The 18251-nt window shown below is 31.1% G+C and carries 18 protein-coding genes; 13 read left to right on the top strand and 5 right to left on the bottom strand.

The genetic code is table 11. The features are described from left to right. Positions 1 to 20: 20 nt before the first annotated feature. Genes ACXGQT_RS12870 through ACXGQT_RS12880 form a run of 3 tightly spaced genes read left to right on the top strand, consistent with a single transcriptional unit; the run spans position 21 to position 3249 of the window. Positions 21 to 1337 (top strand): D-arabinono-1,4-lactone oxidase, encoded by a 1317-nt coding sequence (locus tag ACXGQT_RS12870; protein ID WP_457828987.1) that lies wholly within the window; start codon positions 21 to 23, stop codon positions 1335 to 1337. Between the two features lie 22 nt (positions 1338 to 1359). Further along, positions 1360 to 2025, top strand: a complete 666-nt coding sequence (locus ACXGQT_RS12875) for an HAD family hydrolase (protein ID WP_457828988.1) — start codon at positions 1360 to 1362, stop codon at positions 2023 to 2025. Positions 2026 to 2028: 3 nt separating this feature from the next. Further along, a complete protein-coding gene (locus ACXGQT_RS12880) occupies positions 2029 to 3249 on the top strand; it encodes an NAD(P)/FAD-dependent oxidoreductase (RefSeq protein WP_457828989.1) in 1221 nt (406 codons plus the stop codon). Between the two features lie 237 nt (positions 3250 to 3486). Here the strand turns inward: ACXGQT_RS12880 and ACXGQT_RS12885 are convergent, their stop codons facing one another. Continuing rightward, positions 3487 to 3720, bottom strand: coding sequence for a hypothetical protein (locus ACXGQT_RS12885; RefSeq protein WP_457828990.1), 234 nt, complete (start codon positions 3718 to 3720; stop codon positions 3487 to 3489). Between the two features lie 125 nt (positions 3721 to 3845). Here ACXGQT_RS12885 and ACXGQT_RS12890 point away from each other — a divergent pair, with 125 nt between their 5' ends. From ACXGQT_RS12890 to ACXGQT_RS12905, 4 genes are read left to right on the top strand one after another with little or no spacing between them, the layout of a single operon-like run. After that, a complete protein-coding gene (locus tag ACXGQT_RS12890) occupies positions 3846 to 4937 on the top strand; it encodes a diphosphomevalonate/mevalonate 3,5-bisphosphate decarboxylase family protein (protein ID WP_457828991.1) in 1092 nt (363 codons plus the stop codon). A 49-nt stretch (positions 4938 to 4986) separates the two neighbouring features. Continuing rightward, positions 4987 to 5913 carry a mevalonate kinase family protein gene (locus tag ACXGQT_RS12895; protein ID WP_457828992.1) on the top strand — a complete coding sequence of 309 codons (927 nt, stop codon included), beginning with the start codon at positions 4987 to 4989 and terminating at the stop codon, positions 5911 to 5913. Positions 5914 to 5926: 13 nt separating this feature from the next. Beyond that, complete coding sequence (locus tag ACXGQT_RS12900) at positions 5927 to 6841, top strand: geranylgeranylglycerol-phosphate geranylgeranyltransferase (protein WP_457828993.1); 915 nt, start codon at positions 5927 to 5929, stop codon at positions 6839 to 6841. Between the two features lie 48 nt (positions 6842 to 6889). Next, positions 6890 to 7822 (top strand): pseudouridine synthase, encoded by a 933-nt coding sequence (locus ACXGQT_RS12905; RefSeq protein WP_457828994.1) that lies wholly within the window; start codon positions 6890 to 6892, stop codon positions 7820 to 7822. Between the two features lie 148 nt (positions 7823 to 7970). Here ACXGQT_RS12905 and ACXGQT_RS12910 read toward each other — a convergent pair whose 3' ends face one another. Then, positions 7971 to 8711 carry a tyrosine-protein phosphatase gene (locus ACXGQT_RS12910; RefSeq protein WP_457828995.1) on the bottom strand — a complete coding sequence of 247 codons (741 nt, stop codon included), beginning with the start codon at positions 8709 to 8711 and terminating at the stop codon, positions 7971 to 7973. Positions 8712 to 8856: 145 nt separating this feature from the next. On the opposite strand from ACXGQT_RS12910, the gene ACXGQT_RS12915 reads away from it, so the two are divergent. Further along, a complete protein-coding gene (locus tag ACXGQT_RS12915; RefSeq protein ID WP_457828996.1) occupies positions 8857 to 9813 on the top strand; it encodes an acetyl-CoA carboxylase carboxyltransferase subunit alpha in 957 nt (318 codons plus the stop codon). Between the two features lie 53 nt (positions 9814 to 9866). Here the strand turns inward: ACXGQT_RS12915 and ACXGQT_RS12920 are convergent, their stop codons facing one another. Then, entirely contained in the window at positions 9867 to 10439 is a 573-nt protein-coding gene (locus ACXGQT_RS12920; RefSeq protein WP_457828997.1) for a uracil-DNA glycosylase family protein, read from the bottom strand. 114 nt (positions 10440 to 10553) lie between these two features. Here ACXGQT_RS12920 and ACXGQT_RS12925 point away from each other — a divergent pair, with 114 nt between their 5' ends. After that, positions 10554 to 11594 (top strand): GMP reductase, encoded by a 1041-nt coding sequence (locus ACXGQT_RS12925; RefSeq protein WP_457828998.1) that lies wholly within the window; start codon positions 10554 to 10556, stop codon positions 11592 to 11594. A gap of 32 nt (positions 11595 to 11626) precedes the next feature. Here ACXGQT_RS12925 and ACXGQT_RS12930 read toward each other — a convergent pair whose 3' ends face one another. After that, the gene (locus ACXGQT_RS12930; RefSeq protein ID WP_457828999.1) at positions 11627 to 12253 is read right to left on the bottom strand and encodes a 2OG-Fe(II) oxygenase; all 627 of its coding nucleotides are present in this window, start codon (positions 12251 to 12253) and stop codon (positions 11627 to 11629) included. Between the two features lie 133 nt (positions 12254 to 12386). Between ACXGQT_RS12930 and ACXGQT_RS12935 the strand changes: the two genes are divergently transcribed. The 4 genes from ACXGQT_RS12935 to ACXGQT_RS12950 are packed head-to-tail and all read left to right on the top strand — an operon-like array spanning position 12387 to position 16983. Beyond that, entirely contained in the window at positions 12387 to 13007 is a 621-nt protein-coding gene (locus tag ACXGQT_RS12935) for a TetR family transcriptional regulator (RefSeq protein WP_457829000.1), read from the top strand. Beyond that, positions 12997 to 14307, top strand: a complete 1311-nt coding sequence (locus ACXGQT_RS12940; RefSeq protein ID WP_457829001.1) for a TolC family protein — start codon at positions 12997 to 12999, stop codon at positions 14305 to 14307. Before ACXGQT_RS12935 ends, ACXGQT_RS12940 begins: the two co-directional genes overlap by 11 nt. Before the next feature lie 15 nt (positions 14308 to 14322). After that, complete coding sequence (locus ACXGQT_RS12945; protein WP_457829002.1) at positions 14323 to 15405, top strand: HlyD family secretion protein; 1083 nt, start codon at positions 14323 to 14325, stop codon at positions 15403 to 15405. A 3-nt stretch (positions 15406 to 15408) separates the two neighbouring features. Further along, positions 15409 to 16983 (top strand): DHA2 family efflux MFS transporter permease subunit, encoded by a 1575-nt coding sequence (locus ACXGQT_RS12950; protein ID WP_457829003.1) that lies wholly within the window; start codon positions 15409 to 15411, stop codon positions 16981 to 16983. Positions 16984 to 17060: 77 nt separating this feature from the next. Here the strand turns inward: ACXGQT_RS12950 and ACXGQT_RS12955 are convergent, their stop codons facing one another. Next, positions 17061 to 18248 carry an efflux RND transporter periplasmic adaptor subunit gene (locus ACXGQT_RS12955; RefSeq protein ID WP_457829004.1) on the bottom strand — a complete coding sequence of 396 codons (1188 nt, stop codon included), beginning with the start codon at positions 18246 to 18248 and terminating at the stop codon, positions 17061 to 17063. Positions 18249 to 18251: the final 3 nt, after the last annotated feature.

Genomic DNA, 18251 nt, shown 5'->3' on the forward strand with positions numbered 1-18251 from the left:
AACAAAAGAAACAAAACATTTTGAGCAAATCAACCAAAAATGCCCAAACAACAAATCAATGGATTAGTTGGAATAAAAATGTAAAGCATATCTACAAAAACTTAGTAAAGGTTAATAATGAGCAAGAAATTGTAGAAGCAATTGTTAGCAATCCTTCGGTGAGAGTTTTTGGAAATCGTTTTTCTTCAGCGGATATCAATGCAGGAACTTCTACTTTAATAGATATTACCAATTACAATAAAATTGTAAATATCAATAAAGACTCTAAAGAAATTACAGTACAATCAGGAGCAAGTTTAGAAAAAGTCATTAATACAGTTCAGGCTTGTGGTTGGTGTATTCCTTGTTTGCCAGATATTAATAAAATTACCATTGGAGGAGCTTTGGCAACGGCTACTCACGGAACAAATGGATTTATTTTATCTAAATACGTGTCTAAGTTTAGAATGGTTTTGGCCGATGGAAGTATTAAAGAATTTACAGATCAAGATTCAGAAATAGATGCCATTCGTGTTTCCTTAGGTTTACTTGGTGTGTATTCTGAAATTACTTTTAAATGTGAAGACAATTACCGATTACACATTAAAGAAACTCCTATGAAAGATGCCGATTGGACAGCTAAATTAGATGGGTTTTTACAAGAGTATGATTTTGTTAGAATTTTGTGGTTACCACATACCAATCACGGATATGTAATTTTAGGAAATAAAGTTGATAAAGATTTTACATTCAAACCAAAATCGGCTCCTAAATATTATAAAAATAGAAGAAAAGTTTCTCAAAAACTTTATAAATACACGCATAAATATCCAAGGTTTACAGCAATAGCTAATAAAATTTTATATTTTATGTTTTTTACAGCCAAGCAAGAACATGCAGGTAGTTTGTATGATGCTACGGTGACTAAAAAAAGAGGGGCAACCATGGAATTAGCAGAGTGGACGGTAGGATATTCTAAATTTCAGGATTTGTTTAAAGACTTAAAGTTTATGTTAGAAGATAAAACAAACAAAGCCTATGTACATGTACCTATGGATATCCGTTTCTTAAAAAAAGACAATGCTTGGTTAAGTTATGCAGCTGATGAAGATGTGGTTACAGTTGGATGCGTGTGTAGAAACTCCCCCAAAGCAGATAGTTATGTAGCTTTTGAAAAGGTAGAAGAAGTATTTTTAAAATACGGAGGAAAGCCACATTGGGCAAAACGTTTTAAAGCAGGGTATTCAGATTTTGAAAAACTATACCTTAAATGGAATGATTTTGGAAAATTACGTTCAAAATTAGATCCCACAAATAAATTTTTAAATGGTTATTTAGCCAAGTTATTTGTCAAATAAAGTAATTTTAAAAAAGATAAACATGAAAAAACTTCCATTTCCAAAAGCAGTTTTGTTTGATTTTGATGGTGTTGTTGTAGATAGTGTTAAATGTCATATGTCTGCATGGACCAATGCTTTTAGAGAAGTGTTTAATGCAGAAATTTGTCCTTTTCCTAGAGATTCACATGCAGGAGTTGCTCCCATAAAAATAGCAGAATATTTTGCAGAATTTGGAGGAGATATTTCTAAAGCTCCACAAGTAAATACATTAAAACAAAAACATATTGTCACTACTTCTGTTCCGCCAGATTTATTGCCAGGGGTGAATGAAATTCAGGGTTTTTTAGCGAAAAATAATATTCCACACGGAATAGCAAGCAACGCTTATACTGATTTTGTAAAACATGCTGTTGCTAAAACAGGAGCGGGTTTTAAAGTTTGTATGGGAGTAGATATGTTTGCAGAACCCAAGCCTAGTCCGGTACCGTATTTAACTTTGGCAAAATATTTAGGGGTACAAGAAAAAGATTTTAGCCAAACATTAATTTTTGAAGATAGTTTAACGGGAATTAGAGCAGCTGCAGCTACGGGAATGGTAGCTGTTGGTTTAACAACTCAATATACAGAAGAGCAGTTGTTAGCAAATGGAGCTGTAAAAGTTTTCCCTACCTTGTTAGAAGCTTATCAAGAGATAATATCTTTATAAACTATGGCAAAACATTACAATGTAATTATTATTGGAGGAGGAGCAGCAGGTTTTTTTACAGCCATTAATACCAAAGAAAAAAACGGCAACCTTTCTGTTTGCATTTTAGAAAAAGGAAAAGAAGTTTTACAAAAAGTAAAAATTTCTGGAGGAGGTCGTTGTAATGTCACTCATGCTTGTTTTGATCCTAAAGAACTTACGGAATTTTATCCTCGTGGAAAGCGAGAGTTATTGGGGCCTTTTCATCAGTTTATGACTGGTGATACTATGGAGTGGTTTGAAAACCACGGAGTGCCGTTAAAAATAGAGAGTGATAATCGTATTTTTCCTGAGTCAAATTCTTCACAATCTATTATCGATTGCTTTTTAAATGCAACTCAAAATTTAGAAATTGATGTCAAAAAAAGTGAAGGAGTTTCTAGTTTTCAGCAATTAGAAAACGGAAGTTGGAAAGTTATCACGAATAACAACGAATATACTTGTGATAAATTAGTGGTCACAGCAGGGAGCAGTAAACCAATGTGGAAGTTATTGACTGATTTAGGCCATAATGTTGTAGAGCCAGTTCCATCGTTATTTACTTTTAACATCAAAGATCCTTTATTGATGGATTTGCCAGGAGTAGCAGTTCAAAATGTAGAGGTGTTTATTAAAGATACCAAGTTAAAAAGTACAGGTCCTTTGCTAATTACCCATTGGGGAACAAGTGGTCCAGCAGTGCTAAAATTATCTGCTTTTGGAGCTATTTTATTAGCAGAAAAAAACTATCAGTATCAAGTACTTGTAAATTGGTTAAGTTGTAACAGACAACAAGCTTTGGATATATTGTTTAAAGCCAAAAAAACAGATGTAAAATCAATGATAGAAAAAAGAAGCCCTTTTGAAACAATTAGCAAACGTTTATGGAATAGATTTTTAGAAGTTTGTGAAATAGATGGACAAACCAAGTGGGCAGATATTTCTAATAAAAAATTAGAATTATTAGCAGATAAATTAACATCAACAGTGTTTCATGCACAAGGAAAAAGTACTTTTAAAGATGAGTTTGTAACGGCTGGTGGAGTAAAGCTAAAAGAAGTTAACTTTAAAAAGTTTGAAAGTAAACTCCATGACAACTTGTTCTTTGCTGGAGAAATTTTAAATATTGATGCCGTTACAGGTGGATTTAATTTCCAGAATGCATGGACAGGTGGTTGGGTAATTTCGGAGGCGATTGCGTATTGAGAATTATAGAAGTTAAGAAGATGGCTTCTCGACTCCACTCGAAAAGCTACTATTTTTATAAATAGTTAAACATATCAACAAATTAACTTTTAGAGTATTCTAAGTTTAAAGTTGTAGGTTATTCCTTGGACTGTGTAATCGTTAATTTTTTTCTTTTTTAAGTGGTTAAATACATCAACAAATAAACTTTTTTAAAATGTAATTGTTGATTGTAGAATTTCTAAATTTCATTAACCATTACAGATACACTTCCCCTCTATGAGGTTTTAAAGCATCCCTATAAATTTTCATATCACTTTCATCAACCACAATAAAAGCAGCCGCCCACATTTCATTAATTTCTTGATGATCTATAAGGTGAAATGTAAGTTTTTCAGCTTCGGCAAATTCTTTTAAATGTATGCAATGGTGTTTGGCAGTTCCTAGTCCTGTAGCACCTCTAAAATCCCAAATCAATTTTAATTTTCTCATAAAGGCAAATATAACCATTCCATAAAACTTTAAATTACGATTTAGATAGAGAAAAACTCAAACTAAAATTTTCACATATCAACTATAAAACTTACGTTTATAGTTACAAAAAATAGACATTTGCAATGGAGCAAAAATTTATCCCAAAGACTTTAGCCGCAAGTAAAGCATCAGGAAAAGTTAGTTGGCAAACCCCAAGTAATATTGCTTTGGTAAAATATTGGGGAAAGAAAAATCCTCAATTACCAGAAAACACTTCTATTAGTTTTACTTTATCTAATTGTAACACCACAACTACTTTAACTTATGGTAAAAGGCAAGATTTAAGAAGTACTTATGATTTTAAAGTGATTTTAGATGGTAAAGTACAAGAAGATTTTAAACCTAAAATTGAAACTTTTTTTAAGAGAATTGAAAAATATGTACCTTTTTTAAGAGAGTATTCTTTTGTAATAGATACAAAAAATTCTTTTCCTCATAGTAGCGGAATTGCATCTTCTGCAAGTGGAATGAGTGCCATAGCGTTGTGTTTAATGAGTATAGAAAAAGAAATTAACTACAATTTAACAGATGAAGCTTTTTATCAAAAAGCCTCTTTTTTAGCACGTTTAGGTTCTGGAAGTGCTTGTAGAAGTGTAAAAGGAGATATTGTTGTTTGGGGAGCGCATGAAAATATAGAAGGAAGTTCTGATTTGTATGGAGTTCCATATATGGATGGTGTTGCTTCAGTTTTTAAAAACTATCAAGATACTATTTTGTTGATTGATAAAGGAGAAAAGCAAGTAAGTAGTACGGTTGGTCATAATTTAATGCACGGACATCCTTTTGCAAGTCAACGATTTGAGCAAGCACAAGAAAATATCAATAAAATAAAAGACATATTTGCCAATAGCGATATTGATAAATTTATTGAGTTAGTAGAGAGTGAAGCTTTAACCCTACACGCTATGATGATGACCAGTAATCCTTATTTTATTTTAATGAAACCTAATACCTTAGAGGTCATTAATAAAGTTTGGACTTACAGAAAAGAAACAGGAAGTAAATTGTGTTTTACCTTAGATGCAGGTGCCAATGTACATTTACTATATCCAGAAAATGAAAAGGAAGTTGTACAAGAATTTATAAAATCAAAATTATCGGTTTATTGTAAAGATCAATCATTTATACACGATTGTGTTGGGACTGGTGCTAAACAATTAAGAGTTAGTAATTAAGAACCAATAAATGTGTATCTTTGCAGAGTAAATTGCACAAAACTAAACTATGAAAGGACCATTATTTTACGCAAAAATCTTATTGTTTGGGGAATATGGAATTATAAAAGACTCTAAAGGGCTTGCAATTCCTTATAATTCTTACAAAGGAGCGTTTAAATTAGCCGATGTTTTAGAGGGAGATAAATTAAAATCTAACCAAAACTTAGTGAAGTATTTTAATTATTTAAAAGATTTAAAGACTGATTTGGTTGCTTTTGATTTGGTGCAATTAGAAAAAGACTTAGCCGATGGAATGTATTTTGAATCTAGCATTCCTCAAGGATATGGTGTAGGGAGTTCAGGTGCTATTGTAGCAGCCGTGTACGACCAATATGCTAAAGATAAAATTACTGTTTTAGAAAATTTAACCAAGGATAAATTATTAAGGTTAAAAACAGTTTTTGGTTTGATGGAATCTTTTTTCCATGGAACAAGCTCAGGGTTAGATCCTTTAAACAGTTATTTGAGTTTACCAATATTAATTCAGTCTAAGAATGATATTGAGTCTGTAGGGATTCCTTATCAGCAAAACGGAAAAGGAGCGGTGTTTTTATTAGACTCTAAAATTATTGGTGAAACAGAACCAATGGTTAACATTTTTATGAAAAAAATGAAGAATGATGGTTTTCGTAAAATGTTAAGTGAAGAGTTTGTAATTCATACCGATGCTTGTATTGAAAACTTTTTACATGGAGATGCAAAAGCGTTGTTTGGAAATGTAAAAAAATTATCAAAAGTTGTATTAGATCACTTTAAACCTATGATTCCTAAACAATTTCATACTTTATGGAAAAAAGGAATAGAGTCTAATGACTATTATTTAAAACTTTGTGGCTCTGGAGGTGGTGGTTATATTTTAGGATTTACTGCAGATTTTGAAAAAGCAAAAACATCTTTAACTGGACATCATTTAGAATTGGTTTACAGATTTTAATATCTAGCCAATTATGAATAAAACAACTACCAAGAGACATAAATTTTTAGCGTTGTTTTCTGTAGTAAGAGGATACAACATTATACTTTTAACCATTGCACAATATTTAGCAGCTATTTTTGTGTTTACTGTCAATCAAACCATACAAGAAGTTTTGTTAGATTGGCATTTGCATTTGGTTGTTTTGTCAACAATTTGTGTGGTTTCTGCAGGATATATTATCAACGATTTTTATGATGCCTCAATAGATGCCATTAACAAACCCGTTAAAACCCAAATAGGAAACTGGGTAAGTCAGCAAACTAAACTCCAGGTGTATTTTACTTTAAATTTTATTGCTTTTGCTTTAGGAATGGTGGTTTCTTGGAAAGCAGGAGTATTTTTTGGCGGTTATATTTTTTTAATATGGTTGTACTCTCACAAGCTACAAAAGTATCCGTTGATAAGAATTCTATCAGTATCTGTTTTAGATATATTACCTTTTTTTGTGATTTTTGTGTACTATGAAAACATATCAGAATTAATTTTAACACATGGTCTCTATTTGTATTTGGTTATTTTGTTAAAAGAATTGATTAAAGATTTTGAAAGAGCCAAAGGAGCATTGTTAACCAACAGAGAAACATTGGTGCTAAAATATGGAGAAGATAAGATTAAAATTAAAATATACATTTTGTTAATTTTATTAATGGTTCCCATTAATTACTTATTGAGGTTTCCAGAGATTGGTGATATGAAGTATTACTTTTATACTGGTGCTTTATGGATACCTTTGTTCTTTGTTTTGTTATACAAAGCTAAAAATGATAAACATTATTTTTTACTTCATAATTTTTTAAGATTAGTATTGGTTACAGGAGTTTTTAGTCTTTCTTTTATTGATACTTCTGTGTTGTTAATCAGAATATTAAATGAAGTAAGAATATAGTATTTTATTACAGATTGTTTCGTAATTTTGCCATTCAAAATTTAAATAATGAGTACAAATAAAAACTCGTCGGGAAGACGACAACAAGGTCAAGGAGGAAAAGGAAAGCCTTCTGGAAGTTTTAAACCAAATAGTAAGCGTTTTACTAAAAGACCTACAGATGCTACTAATGAGGAAGGAGCAAAACCTTTTTCTAAAAAGAAAGTTTTTAAGAAAAAAACTTCATCGTCTGATGAATTGAAAAAAAGAGTGGTTACTACACCTTCTAATCAAACAGGAATTCGTTTAAATAAGTACATTTCTAATGCGGGAATTTGTTCTCGTAGAGATGCTGATATGTATATAGAAACAGGAAGTGCCTCTGTAAATGGTAAAATTATTACTGAAATGGGATACAGAGTACAACCTACAGATGAGGTTCGTTTTGATAATGTATTAATTAACCCTGAAACCAAAAGATACGTTTTATTGAATAAGCCTAAGAATTACATTACTACCATGGAAGATGAAAGAGGTAGAAAAACAGTAATGGATATTGTTAGTAAAGCATGTAAAGAACGTATTTATCCTGTAGGAAGATTAGATAGAGATACTACTGGACTATTATTATTTACCAATGATGGTGAGTTAGCCAAAAAATTAACACATCCTAAACACAACAAACGTAAATTATATCATGCAACTTTAGATAAAAAAGTGGCTTTAAAAGATTTACAATCTATTGCAGAAGGACCAGAAATTGATGGTAAAAAAGTATGGGTAGATGATGTTGCATATGTACAAGGGCAATCTAAAAACGAAGTAGGAATTGAAATTCACTCAGGTCGTAATAGAATTGTTCGTAAAATATTTGCTCATTTTGGTTATACAGTAGTAAAATTAGATAGAGTTATTTTTGCAGGATTAACCAAGAAAGATTTGCCAAGAGGTCATTATAGACATTTAACAGAGCAGGAAATTATTAATTTAAATAATGCTTAATAAAATTAAAGGGCTGTTTGAAAAGTAAAAATTTCGTCACTCTGAAATTGTTTCAGTTTTTCATAACTACTGTTTAATAGCATATTATGATTCTGAATTAAATTCAGAATGACGTTTTATAATATTTTTAGATAGCCCCTTTTTATGCTTAAAAAGAAAATACTTCTATATTTTTTTCAAATAAAGGCATTATTAATTTCTTGTTCTTTTTAGTAGCTATGGTATCCATTAAACGAATATGTCTTTTGTTATGAGTGTCTGTTCCAGCAAAAGTATACATCCCTTTTTTTAATAGTTCAAGAGCCATTTTAGTAACAGATTTTCCGTATTGTTCGGTTAAAGACAATAGGTTTAGTTGAAATAAACATCCGTTTTCAATAAGTTTTTCATAATGAGAAATATCCTCATGATAATAATTATATCTTTCAGGGTGTGCTAAAATGGGGATAAAACCTTTTAGTTGTAATCTAAAAAGTAAATCATCTAAATTAAAGGGAGCGTTAAAAAAAGACATTTCTACTAAAATGTATTTGTCTTTTAAAGGCAAAATATCATCATTAGCAAGTAAATTACTAAAATGATCATCAAGCATATATTCAGCAGCTGCATGAATATTTACATCATGATGACCTCTTTCTATTAAAGCAGCTTTTAGTTCAGCTTCTTTTTCTTTAATAGTTGTAGAACTATTTTCCCATACATCTCCTAAAACATGTGGGGTAATTCTAAAGTCAGTAATTCCTCTTCTTTTCATTTTTTCTATAAGAGAAATAGAGTCATTAATATCTCTAGCTCCATCATCTATATCGGGTAGTAAATGAGAGTGAATATCAACAAAACCGCTTGGGTAAAGCTCCGTTATGTTAATTTTTTTGTTAAATATTCCCATAATCAATCATATATGACATGCAAAGTAAGTGAATTTTTAAAAACTGACATAGGTTAAGTCTTATTAATGTTAATTAAAAATTAAATAAAACAGAATGTTAATCCGTTTAACTTACTATATTTGCCCTTAGCCAAAATTTATAATGATGGAATACTTGGATTTTGAATTACCTATTAAGGAATTAGAAGAACAGTTACAAAAATGTGCCATAATTGGTGAGGAGAGTGAGGTTGATGTAACTAATACTTGTAAAGAGATTGAAGATAAAATCATCAATCTTAAGAAGGATATTTATGAAAATTTAACCCCTTGGCAAAGAGTACAATTATCTAGACACCCTAACAGACCTTATACTTTAGATTATATAAAAGCTTTAGCAGGTGATTCTTTTATGGAACTTCATGGAGATAGAACTGTAAAAGATGACAAAGCTATTGTTGGTGGTTTAGGAAAAATTGGAGATCAGAGTTTTATGTTTATTGGACAGCAAAAAGGAATTAATACCAAAATGCGACAATACAGAAACTTTGGAATGGCCAATCCAGAAGGATACAGAAAGGCTTTGCGTTTAATGCGTATGGCAGAGAAATTTGGAATTCCTGTAGTTACTTTTGTTGATACCCCTGGAGCTTATCCTGGTTTAGAAGCAGAAGAACGTGGACAGGGTGAAGCCATTGCACGTAATATTTTTGAAATGTGTGTGTTAAAAACACCTATTATTACCATTATTATTGGTGAAGGTGCTTCTGGAGGAGCTTTAGGAATTGGTGTTGGAGATAGAGTATTAATGATGGAAAACTCATGGTATTCTGTAATTTCTCCTGAAAACTGTTCTACTATTTTATGGAGATCTTGGGAGTTTAAAGAAAAAGCAGCTGCTGCTTTAAAATTAACTTCTAAAGATATGAGTAACTTAAAATTGGTTGATGGTGTAATCCCTGAACCATTAGGAGGTGCTCATTCTGATAGAGAAACTACTTTTGAAACAGTAAGAAAAACAATTATAGAATCTTTAGCAGAGTTACAGAAAAAAGAAACTTCTAAGATGGTAAATGAGCGTATTGAAAAATATGCCAACATGGGAGTTTACGAAGAAAAATAAGAAAAGATATATCTTAATATATGAGGTCCTGAGCAATATGCTCGGGACTTTTTTTATGTGTTTATAATGGAATTGATTATTTTTTTTAGATAGGGAATATTGTTTTTAATAAACCATTCATTTTTTTTAATCCATATATTATTTCTAGGAGATGGATGTGGTAATACCATATATTCAGGAAGATATATTTGGTGATTTTTAACAGTTTCGGTAAGTGTTTTTCTAGGGTTTTTTAAATAGTAATTTTGTGCATAGCTTCCAATTAAAATAATTAATTTAACTTCTTGTAACTGGTTTAATAATAGTGAGTGCCAAGTAGGTGCGCATTCTTTTCTAGGAGGTAAATCTCCTGTTTTTCCTTTTCCTGGATAACAAAATCCCATAGGAATAATAGCAAAAATCTCTTTGTTATAAAAAGTTTTTTTATCTACCCCTAACCAATCCCGTAAACGTTCTCCACTTTTATCATCCCAAGGAATTCCTGTTTTGTGAACAATACTTCCAGGAGCTTGACCAATAATTATAATTTTACTTTTAGGGTGTGCTGTTAATACAGGTCGAACACCATTGGTTAGGTAAGGTAAGCAAATTGTACATGCTTTTATTTCTTGTAATAACTTTTTCATACAATTTAAAACTAAAAATTAATTGTTAATAAGTCATGAATATAAATGTCTTTTTAAGGATGTTATCCTTTTGTACAATTTGTAAATTTAAATGAACACCTAAACCATTTTCCTATGAGAATTGAATACGATATTAAATTAGGATTTAAAGATGTAATGATAAGACCTAAACGTTCTACTTTAAAAAGTAGAGCTCAGGTAAATTTAGATCGAGAGTTTAAGTTTTTAAATAGTACAGCAACGTGGAGCGGAGTTCCTATAATGGCTGCCAATATGGATACGGTTGGAACTTTTCAAATGGCTTTGGCTTTAGCAGAGCATTGCATATTTACAGCAGTTCATAAGCATTATTCTGTTGCAGAATGGAATAGTTTTTTAGCCGAAGCCCCAAAAGGTATAGAGAATTACATAGCTATAAGTACTGGAACAGGAGTAAAAGATGCTGAAAAGTTGGCAGAAGTTATTGCTAAAAATTCCAATTTAAAATTTATTTGTATAGATGTAGCAAACGGATACTCAGAACATTTTGTGAGTTTTGTTCAGAATACAAGAAACTTATATCCAGATAAAGTAATTATTGCAGGAAATGTGGTGACTGGAGAAATGGTTGAGGAGTTGTTGTTGTCTGGTGCAGATATTATTAAAGTAGGTATTGGTCCAGGATCCGTTTGTACCACAAGAGTAAAAACAGGAGTTGGTTACCCACAATTATCTGCCATTATAGAGTGTGCAGATGCTGCTCATGGTCTAGGTGGTCAAATTATTAGTGATGGAGGTTGTGCTACTCCGGGTGATGTAGCCAAGGCTTTTGGTGCTGGAGCCGATTTTGTGATGTTAGGAGGTATGTTAGCTGGTCATGATGAAAGTGGTGGGGAGTTGATTGAAAAAAATGGAGAGAAGTTTAAACAGTTTTACGGTATGAGTTCTTCTACAGCCATGGAAAAACATGTAGGAGGTGTAGCAGAGTATAGAGCTAGTGAAGGAAAAACAGTAGAGATTCCTTACAGAGGAAAAGTAGCACTTACCATTCAGGATATTTTGGGTGGAATTAGAAGTACTTGTACCTATGTAGGAGCACAACGTTTAAAAGAATTAACCAAAAGAACTACTTTTATTAGAGTAGCAGAACAAGAAAATAGAGTGTACACCAAATAAAAAAGAGTCAGTTAGTTCTGACTCTTTTGTTTTTAAACACTTTTTAACCAGCCAGCAATGCTGATTCTATTTCTGGTAAAAGAAGGGTGTACTTCATGCTCTAATTCATCACTTTTAAAAAATACAGCTCTACCTTCTAGTGGATATACATCATCTATTTTATTTTCATTAATGTACAATGACAATTTTCCGCCATCTTCTGTAGACCAATCTTCGTTCAAGTATATTACCAAAGAAAATTTTCTTCCTTTTTCGCTTTTAAACTGATCTAAATGACGTTTGTAAAAGCTATTTACCTCATAAGTAGCATAGTGAAATTCAGATGCGTTTATAGATGTGTAACAAGTACTGTTTAAATAAGTAATAAACCTGTTTATTTTATCTAGTAATAAACGTTCATGTATATCGGTAGTGTTTTCGTCAAACCATTTAATTAAGTCTCCTCTTACCAAAGTATTTTTTTGGTAGTCAAACTTTTTACCGATTCCTGCTGGGTACATTTCTCCATTTTCTCTGTATCTAAAAAGATTGTTTCTTAGTCCAGAAATGGTGTTAATATCCAAAAAACTCTCTGTAAATCCGTACTGATTGTTTAAGAGTCCATCAATCAAAACTTCAAACTGAAGCTCCTCTTGTTCTGTGGTTAATTCGTTATTCATATAACCGCCTAAAATAGCTTGTTTTAATGTTGTTATTTCTGTTTTAAAAAAAAATAACAAAATTTTTATTATTAAACGTTTGTTTAAATTAAACGTTTGTTTAATTTTGTAGAGGATTTAAAATCTATATGTAATGGAATTAAATGAAAAACAGATTCATATTTTAAACGTGGCAGAAAAACTCTTTGCTGAAAATGGTTTTGATGGAACATCAGTAAGAACTATTGCAAAAGAAGCAGATGTTAACGTGGCAATGATTTCTTATTACTTCGGATCTAAAGAAAAATTATTAGATGCGTTTATGTTATACCGTATTGCTGATTTTAGAGTTGAATTGGTTAAAGTAATTAATCAAAAAAAATCTTATCAAGAAATATTAGATGATCTTATTAAGATGATTGTGCATAGAACTCATCAAAAGAGAAGGATGTATAAAATTATACATTTTGAATTTTCTAATGAAACCAGAGATATAAGTTTTAAAAAATATACCAAAGAAAAACTAGAGACTTTTAAACTAATAAAATCTTTTATAGAAAAAGGTCAAAAGGCTGGTGCGTTTAATACCAATGTGAATATAGAGCTATTAATGCCAACAGTACAGGGTACATTTTTTAATTTTTACTACAATAAACGCTTTTATAAAACCTTAATACCCTTAGAAAACGACGTAGCAGTTGATATATACGTAAGAGAAACCCTAACCAAACACATTCAACAAATAATAAAATCATTATTAACAAATGAAATTTAAAATACTATTGCTTAGTGTTTTTGTAACTATTGGATTACAAGCACAAAGCAAACAATCGATGAGTTTAAAAGAAGCTATTCACATAGCACTAGAACAAAGTGATGTGTCTAAAATAGCAGATGCAAAAGTAACCACAGCAGAAAATGAAATGCAAGTGGCAAAGAATTTATTGTATCCTGATGCAAAAATATCTGGACAATATATGTATTTAAATAATCCTAAAATAAATTCTCAATTAGGAGAAATTAATGAAAGTGCTGAAGAAGAAGAAAGTGGTGCTTCGTCAAGTATCAATCAAATAATGTTTGGGCAGGCCAGCGTATCAATGCCTTTGTTTACAGGTTTTAAATTAAAAAACACTGTGCAGGCAAGTGAGAATAATTATAAAGCTGCCACTTTAAATTCCGAAAGTAAAAAGGAAGAAATAGCTTTAAATGTTACTCAAAGTTTTATCAATTTATACAAAGCAAATCAAACTATTCAACTAATAGAAGAAAACTTAAAAAGTGCTCAACAACGAGTTAAAGATTTTAGTTCTATGGAAGAGAATGGAATTATTGCTCGTAATGATTTGTTAAAAGCCCAAATACAAGAATCTAATATTCAGGTTGGTTTAGATGAGGCTAAAAAAACAGCTAACATTCTAAATTATAGATTAGCCATTATGTTAAAATTACCAGAGAATACTGTGATTGATATTCAGTCAGAAGATTTGGGAAAACAAGAGTTGGTAAATAATGATATAACCATAGAAAGAAGTGATTTAGAAGCTTTAGATTATCAATACAAAGCAGCTGAAAATCAAATTAAAATAGCAAAATCAAACTACTATCCAACTATAGCATTGTCTGGGGGCTATGTAGCTTTAGATATAAAAAATGCTATAACAGTTAGTAACGCTATGAATATAGGGGTTGGGGTTTCTTATGATTTGGCTAATATTTTTAAAAATAAAAGTAATGTAAAAGTAGCTCAAAGTAAGGCCAAAGAATTAGCATATAGTATTAATGTTAAAAACGATGCTGTAAAAGTAGAAATTGAAAATGCCAAACAAGATTATGAATTGGCTCTTAAAAAATACAATGTTTATACAAAGTCTGAAAATCAAGCCATAGAAAATTATAGAATTGTGCAAGATAAATACAACAATGGTTTGGTAGATACCAACGATTTGTTGGAGGCGGATGTAGACCAGTTACAAGCTAAATTAAATGTTACTTATGCCAAGGCAAATATTACAGAAAAATACTATGCTTGGTTAAAAGCAAAAGGATCGTTAATCAACACATTAGAAAAATAAAGAATATTTCATATCATGGAACAAAAGAAAAAAATCAATAAAAAATTTGTAGCTATCATATCAGTAATAGTTACTATAGGAGTAGTGTATGGATCATATAAGTTTATTCACTCCTTGTCTCATGAAGACACAGATGATGCTCATGTAGAAGAAAATATGAGTCCTATTATTCCTCGTGTGGCAGGTTATGTACAAAAAGTTTACGTATCTGATAATCACACGGTAAAAAAAGGAGATACTTTGTTTGTAATAGATAATAGTGATTATGTTGTAAAAATAGAACAAGCTAAAGCTAACTTATTAGCAGCACAAAATGCTTTGTTGGTAGCACAAGCAAGTATAGGTTCTTACGAAGCCAATACAGCTACTGCAAATGCACAAGTAACTACAGCTTCAGAAACTATTAAATCTGCAGAAATTAAATTGTGGAGAGCAGAAAATGATTTTAAGAGATACGAAAATTTATATAAAAATCATTCTATTACCGCTCAACAATACGAGCAAGCTTTGGCAGCAAAACAAGAAGCAGAAAATCATTTGCAAGTTTTAAAAAGTCAAAAACGAGCAAGTAACAGTCAAAAAAATGCAGCTGTATCTCAAACAGACATCTCTAAAAAACAAGTAGCAGTGGCAGAGGCAAATGTAAAAAGTGCCGAAGCAATGTTAAATGCAGCCAAGTTAAATTTAAGTTATACGGTAGTTACAGCTCCAATTAGTGGACAGTTATCAACAGTAAAAATTCAAAAAGGACAGTTTGTGCAACCTGGTCAATCTTTATTTTATTTAATAGATACTTCTGTTAAATGGGTGGTTGCCAATTTTAAAGAAACACAATTGTCTAAAATGAAAGTGGGGCAAAAAGTAGGGGTAAAGGTAGATGCATATCCAGAAGAAGAGTTTGAAGGTGTTGTGGCAACTTTTTCTCCAGCAACAGGATCTAAATTTTCTTTATTACCACCAGATAATGCTACTGGGAACTTTGTAAAAACCATTCAGCGTTTGCCTGTAAAAATTGAATTTACAACAAACAATAATAAAGAAGCATTGGCAAAATTACGTTCAGGTATGAATGTGACTACTGATGTACATTTAAAATAAATTATGCAAGATCAAGACAGTTTAGTAGAATACGGTTACAGAAGGGTAATTATTACCATTACAGCAATTCTGTGTGCCTTACTAGAAATAGTAGACACTACTATTGTTAATGTTGCCTTAAATGATATGAAGGGTAGTTTAGGAGCTACTCTTACTGATGTTGCATGGGTGATTACAGCCTATGCTATTGCCAATGTAATTATTATTCCAATGACCAGTTGGCTATCAAAACAATTTGGTAGAAGAAACTATTTTGCTACTTCCATTATTATTTTTACGGTTTCTTCATTCTTATGTGGAAATGCAAGTAATATATGGGAATTGGTAGCTTTTAGATTTGTGCAAGGGTTAGGAGGTGGAGCCTTGTTGGTAACCGCTCAAACCATTATTACTGAAAGTTATCCTGCTGCAAAAAGAGGAATGGCACAAGCTATTTACGGAATGGGAGTTATTGTTGGACCAACATTAGGACCTCCATTAGGAGGGTATTTAGTAGATAATTTTTCATGGCCGTATATTTTTTACATCAACATTCCTATTGGAATTATTGCAACATGTTTAACTATTTTGTTTGTAAGAAGTCCTAAATACGGAGAAAAATTAAAAGCAAAGCAAGTAGATTGGATAGGAATATTCTTATTAACAGCTTTTATTGGTTCTTTACAGTTTGTATTAGAACACGGTCAACAAGATGATTGGTTTGATGATGGATTAATCATCACCTTAAGTGTGGTTTCTTTGTTTGGATTGATATTGTTTATATGGAGAGAATTAACCTATGAACATCCTATTGTAAATTTAAGTGTGTTAAAAGATACCAATTTAAGAATAGGAACCATTATGACCTTTATTTTAGGGTTTGGTTTATACGGATCTACTTTTATCATTCCAATATATACACAATCAGTTTTAGGTTTTACAGCAACAGATGCAGGTTTGTTATTAGTACCAAGTTCCATTACTACAGCTTTAATGATGCCTATTATAGGTAAGTTGTTACAAAATGGAGTGCCTCAAAAATATTTAATTACAGGAGGTTTTGCTATTTTCTTTTTATATAGTTTATGGATGTATTTAGTGATGACACCAGACACAGGAACAGAACATTTCTTTTGGCCTTTAGTTGTTAGAGGTTTTGGTTTAGGATTGTTGTTTGTGCCCATTACTACTTTATCATTATCAACTTTGGTAGGAAAAGATATTGGTGATGGAGCAGCGTTTACAGGAATGACTAGGCAACTTGGAGGTTCTTTTGGAATTGCTATTATTACTACTATGATTGCAAGGTTTACAGAGCAACATAGGGTAGATTTATTACCTAATATTAGTGCTGTTAATTTACACGTTCAAGAAAGAATTCAAGGCTTAAAAATGATGTTTGTAAGTAAAGGTTATGCAGCAAATGAAGCTTTAGAAAAGGCATACAAGATTATAGAAGTTTCAGTCATGAAACAAGCAACTGTATTGTCTTATATGGATATATTTTTATACTTAGGAGTGTTGTTTTTATTGTGTATTCCTTTTGTGATGTTAATCAAAAAAGGAGCAGGTAAAGTAGATGCTTCCTCGGTACATTAATTAAGTTTAGTTAGTTTTAGTTTAGAAAAAAGCACAGCCATTTGGCTGTGCTTTTTGTTTTTAAAAATACAATGTAGCTAATGTTCATGACTCAATTCTCCATTCTTAGATTGTGCATATACATAATAAGCCCCTTGGGTTACAATTTGCATATTTTCAGGAATTTTATCAATGGGAGTAACTTGTGTAAAACCATTATTTGTGGCTCCTGATTTTACGTTTATTTTTAAGAACTCAGTATTACTGTTATTTTTATTTATTTTGGCAACATAAATAAATTCGTTACCATTTTCTTTTAGCACAGCACTTTCAGGCAGGGCGTTTACAGTTTCATTATTCAACCAAATTTTAGCATTTATAAATAAGTCTTTAATAAAAATAGGCCTCTTTTCTTCTAAGTGTCCGTGAACTCTAACTGTTTTGGCAGTTCCATTAAATTCTTTACCTATTACACTTACTTCTCCACTGTATATTTCTTGATTGATAGCCGGTGTAGTATAACTAATTTTTTGTCCAACTTTAATTTTGTCAATGTCTTTTTCAAACACATCTAACTCTAAGTGAATATGATCATTAGCCACAATTTCCATTAAAGAAATATTGGGTTGTACATACACACCGTTGTACATATTTATTTTAGTAATAAAACCACTCATAGGAGCTTTTATTGGAATTTGATGTACTATGTTCTTAGCGTTTAAAAACTGTGTAGCAATGCCTAAATAATTTAATTGTTGTTTTAATCCCATAAACTCTGCTTCTAAAATGTTTAGTTTTGCTTGGGCTGTTTGTAAATTTTTAGGAATTCCTGCATTGGCATCTATCAACTCTTGTTGCCTGTTTAATTCTATTTTTTGAAGTTCTAGTTGTGCTTTGGTTTTTAAAAAATCTTGTTGTTTTACTATAAAATCAGGATTTTCTAAATAGGCAATATTTTCACCTTTATGAATAAAATCTCCTTCTATAAACTTTTTATGTCCAGAGATAGTTCCTTCATATTTTGCGTTTACAGAAGAAAAGGCATTAGGCGGTAACCCTAAAACTCCTGTTGTTTTAATAAACTGGTTTATCTTTATTTTAGTAAAATCGCCAAATTGTAAATCGATGGTTTTGATTTGTTCTTTACTTAAATGAGTGTTTTCTTCTTCGTGATGTTCGTGTGTTTTGTCTTGTTCTAAATGTTTGTCTGATGTTCCATTTTTACAAGCACTCATCATACTTATAATAAGTAATGTGCTAAAAATGATGTTTATATATGTTTTCATAAT

It is taken from the genome of Wenyingzhuangia sp. IMCC45467 (assembly GCF_054111205.1).

Bases quoted from the DNA above. Each gene is read 5' to 3' on its own strand.
- ACXGQT_RS12875 (WP_457828988.1), top strand. From the start codon at position 1,360: ATGAAAAAACTTCCATTTCCAAAAGCAGTTTTGTTTGATTTTGATGGT.
- ACXGQT_RS12880 (WP_457828989.1), top strand. From the start codon at position 2,029: ATGGCAAAACATTACAATGTAATTATTATTGGAGGAGGAGCAGCAGGT.
- ACXGQT_RS12885 (WP_457828990.1), bottom strand. From the start codon at position 3,720: ATGAGAAAATTAAAATTGATTTGGGATTTTAGAGGTGCTACAGGACTA.
- ACXGQT_RS12890 (WP_457828991.1), top strand. From the start codon at position 3,846: ATGGAGCAAAAATTTATCCCAAAGACTTTAGCCGCAAGTAAAGCATCA.
- ACXGQT_RS12895 (WP_457828992.1), top strand. From the start codon at position 4,987: ATGAAAGGACCATTATTTTACGCAAAAATCTTATTGTTTGGGGAATAT.
- ACXGQT_RS12900 (WP_457828993.1), top strand. From the start codon at position 5,927: ATGAATAAAACAACTACCAAGAGACATAAATTTTTAGCGTTGTTTTCT.
- ACXGQT_RS12905 (WP_457828994.1), top strand. From the start codon at position 6,890: ATGAGTACAAATAAAAACTCGTCGGGAAGACGACAACAAGGTCAAGGA.
- ACXGQT_RS12910 (WP_457828995.1), bottom strand. From the start codon at position 8,711: ATGGGAATATTTAACAAAAAAATTAACATAACGGAGCTTTACCCAAGC.
- ACXGQT_RS12915 (WP_457828996.1), top strand. From the start codon at position 8,857: ATGGAATACTTGGATTTTGAATTACCTATTAAGGAATTAGAAGAACAG.
- ACXGQT_RS12920 (WP_457828997.1), bottom strand. From the start codon at position 10,439: ATGAAAAAGTTATTACAAGAAATAAAAGCATGTACAATTTGCTTACCT.
- ACXGQT_RS12925 (WP_457828998.1), top strand. From the start codon at position 10,554: ATGAGAATTGAATACGATATTAAATTAGGATTTAAAGATGTAATGATA.
- ACXGQT_RS12930 (WP_457828999.1), bottom strand. From the start codon at position 12,253: ATGAATAACGAATTAACCACAGAACAAGAGGAGCTTCAGTTTGAAGTT.
- ACXGQT_RS12935 (WP_457829000.1), top strand. From the start codon at position 12,387: ATGGAATTAAATGAAAAACAGATTCATATTTTAAACGTGGCAGAAAAA.
- ACXGQT_RS12940 (WP_457829001.1), top strand. From the start codon at position 12,997: ATGAAATTTAAAATACTATTGCTTAGTGTTTTTGTAACTATTGGATTA.
- ACXGQT_RS12945 (WP_457829002.1), top strand. From the start codon at position 14,323: ATGGAACAAAAGAAAAAAATCAATAAAAAATTTGTAGCTATCATATCA.
- ACXGQT_RS12950 (WP_457829003.1), top strand. From the start codon at position 15,409: ATGCAAGATCAAGACAGTTTAGTAGAATACGGTTACAGAAGGGTAATT.
- ACXGQT_RS12955 (WP_457829004.1), bottom strand. From the start codon at position 18,248: ATGAAAACATATATAAACATCATTTTTAGCACATTACTTATTATAAGT.